The sequence below is a fragment of the Thiolapillus sp. genome (assembly GCF_048562965.1).
Classification (GTDB): Bacteria; Pseudomonadota; Gammaproteobacteria; order Chromatiales; family Chromatiaceae; genus Thiolapillus; species Thiolapillus brandeum_A.
On record NZ_JBHNMF010000425.1, the window covers coordinates 1 to 2,821 of the forward strand.

Below are 2,821 nucleotides of genomic sequence, written 5' to 3' on the forward strand. Positions count from 1 at the left end.
GTTTTTCAAGTTTTTTGCAATTAATTTGCGGGGTTGCTGGGTTTGTGTTGATTGGTTCATGATTCGCAGTATCGCATGCAATGAGCTAGATTGTAAGCATTTCTGCTATTTATTTGCTGGGTTACTGGGATATTGGGATATTGGCAGTTAGTGTTACTGTTGATATAGAATATATAAAGCTCCAGCATTTTTTTTTTTTTTTTTTTTCTAGGCTAATTTTTTTTTTTGGTTTGGACCGCCAAAATCGCGCGCAACACTCACGCCCACACGCCCCACGCATTAACGCGCCACGATCGCGTGTTCTCTGCAACCCTGCGCATTACGCGCACATCTGCAACCCTGCGCATTACGCGCACATCTGCAACCCAGCGCCTCACGCCTGCCCCGGTCGCCCTGCGCGCCTCATGCCCTCATGCCTCGGTCACTGGCACACTCACCCGGTCACCCGGTCACCCAGCATCTCAGCCCTGCGCCTGGGATTACCGCGTCGCTACGTGCATCTGGCAGCACTCAGCTATTGCGAGTTGGGTTTAACAGCACTCTCGCACACGGCAATCCTGCGCATTTGTGCCGGTTCGCTCTGTTTCCGCGTTATTGCGTGTACTCGGTCATTGTGCAGGTTTTCAGCTGCCGGGGTATCAAGGCCCCCGCGTCCCCCTTTCGCCCCCGCGCCCGTGGGGTAGGCCGTGATGACCCAGACTCACTTTTTGAAAACAGAGACCACACAGTCACTAGGGTTATTGTGTTGCTACGTAAGCTGAAACGCTTTATACTGCGAGTATGACTGCGGAATATGACAAAGATGAAGTTGTTCAGGCTTACCTGCAAACGCGCACGATTCGGGGCACGTCGAAGAAGACGGGTATTGAGACCAAAGCGCTGCTGCACATCCTGGAAGAGCTTGCGGAAGAGATTGCGTACCATCAGGAGCGCGAGTACCGGGAGCAGGAGATGGACGCGGCGTGGATCAAACGACGGGCCCGCGAGCTGATTGAGCTGGATCCCAGGGATTTCATTGATGAGGACGGTAAGCTGCTGCCCCCGGCGCAATGGCCGGATACGGCGGAGCTGCTGGACTTTGACATAGGCCCCAACGGTATCCGGGTAAAGTGCCCCGGTAAGAGCGCGATTCTGCAAATGGCGGGCAATCACGTAGACATTGGTGCATTCCGCGAGAAGCTGGAAGTCTCGTCCAGCGATATTGTACGGGAAACGCTGCTGAAGGCGCATCAGGATGTCAGCGACAGCGAATGAAGACGCAGAGCTTGCTCAGCTCTGTCTGGAAACGCGCAATGATCCGCTGAAGTGGGTTCGCCTGATGTTCCCCTGGGGGCTCTCCGGTACGGAGCTGGTGCATCACAACGGCCCGGATACCTGGCAGTCCGAGTTTCTGGAGATGCTGGGTGGCATGATTCAGGCGGAACCCTTTGATGGGCGCAGGCCCACGCGACCCCGGCAGGTGGCGGTGGCGTCCGGGCACGGTGTGGGTAAGTCGGCGATCTCCGCCATGCTGATTCTGTACATTCTCTCAACACGGCAGGATGCGATCGGGATGGTGACTGCCAACACATCGGTCCAGCTGAACACCAAGACCTGGGCGGAGGTGTCGAAGTGGCGGCGGCTGTGTGCCATCGGGCACTGGTTCAGCTATTCCAACAGCCGGGGCAACATGAACATGAACTACCCGGCACGCAAGGACAAGTGGCGGGTGGATGCGATCCCTTTCGACCCGCGCAACACGGAAGCGTTTGCCGGTCTGCACGCGGCACACAGCTCACCGTTTTACATTTTCGACGAAGCCTCTGCCATCCCTGCCTCGATCTGGGAGGTTGCTGATGGGGGTAAGACGGACGGTGAGCCGTTTCACTTTGCGTTTGGGAACCCGACGCAGCCGGTGGGGGTGTTCCGTGAGCTGTTCGACATGGAAGGCTGGGTCACGTACCACGTGGATGCGCGCAAGTCGGGTATCACGAACAAGGATCATCTCGATGCGATGGTTCGCAAGTACGGTGAGGATTCGGACACGGTGCGTGTGCGGGTCAAGGGTGAGTTCCCGTTGCAGGGGAATGACACGGTGAACGGGGCGGATGACGTGAGGGAGGCCATGGCCCGCCCGGTGGTGGCGGGGGATCATGGCAGGGCGCTGGTGTGCGGCATCGACGTATCCCGCGGCGGTCTTGACAGTACGGTCGTGACACTGCGTCGGGGTCGGGATGCGCGCACGCTGCCCACCTGGCGGTATGCGGCCTCGATGACGAAGAACACGGAGCGGCTTGCCACACGGATTATTGCGGACCTGCTCCCTTTCCAGCCGGACATTATTGCGGTGGATGCCACAGGCGTTGGCGGTCCCCTTGCGGACATTCTTCGAGCGCGCAGTGCTCCCGCGGTAGATGTGCACTTCGGGTCCCAGGCGCTTCAGGACAGACTGTACATCAACCGGGGCACTGAGCTGTGGTTCGAGATGAAGGACTGGCTGATCGCAGGAGGGTGTATCAAGTCCACGATTAAGAAGCTGGAGAAGGAGCTGATAGCCCGGCTGTACGAGATCAATGAGACCTCGGACAGGACGAAGCTGGTGCCGAAGGACAAGCAGCCGGGGGGCTCACCGGACTTCGCGGATGCGCTGGCGCTGACCTTTGCCTTCCCGGGGATCTTGCCCCGGCACACGACATGGGGTAATGTGCTGACATTCAACAGTAACCCGAAGCCTGCACAGGTCTATCCTGTGCTTCCCTGGGAGCAGCCTAAACGCCGTGCATTCTCCTAAAGCACCAAAGCCTTCGATAGCGCAGCAGCAGAGCGCGTCTCGGGCCAATGC

2 protein-coding genes are annotated in these 2,821 nt (G+C 58.1%); both read left to right on the forward strand.

What is annotated here, in order from left to right; translation table 11 throughout:
* Nucleotides 1-780: 780 nt before the first annotated feature.
* Nucleotides 781-1,254, forward strand: a complete 474-nt coding sequence (locus tag ACOCD2_RS15810; protein ID WP_419625780.1) for a hypothetical protein — start codon at nt 781-783, stop codon at nt 1,252-1,254.
* Nucleotides 1,235-2,770, forward strand: a complete 1,536-nt coding sequence (locus tag ACOCD2_RS15815; RefSeq protein ID WP_419625781.1) for a hypothetical protein — start codon at nt 1,235-1,237, stop codon at nt 2,768-2,770. The genes ACOCD2_RS15810 and ACOCD2_RS15815 overlap by 20 nt, the downstream gene beginning before the upstream one ends.
* The last annotated feature ends 51 nt before the right edge of the window (nt 2,771-2,821 follow it).

Bases quoted from the DNA above. Each gene is read 5' to 3' on its own strand.
- ACOCD2_RS15810 (WP_419625780.1), top strand. From the start codon at position 781: ATGACTGCGGAATATGACAAAGATGAAGTTGTTCAGGCTTACCTGCAA.
- ACOCD2_RS15815 (WP_419625781.1), top strand. From the start codon at position 1,235: ATGTCAGCGACAGCGAATGAAGACGCAGAGCTTGCTCAGCTCTGTCTG.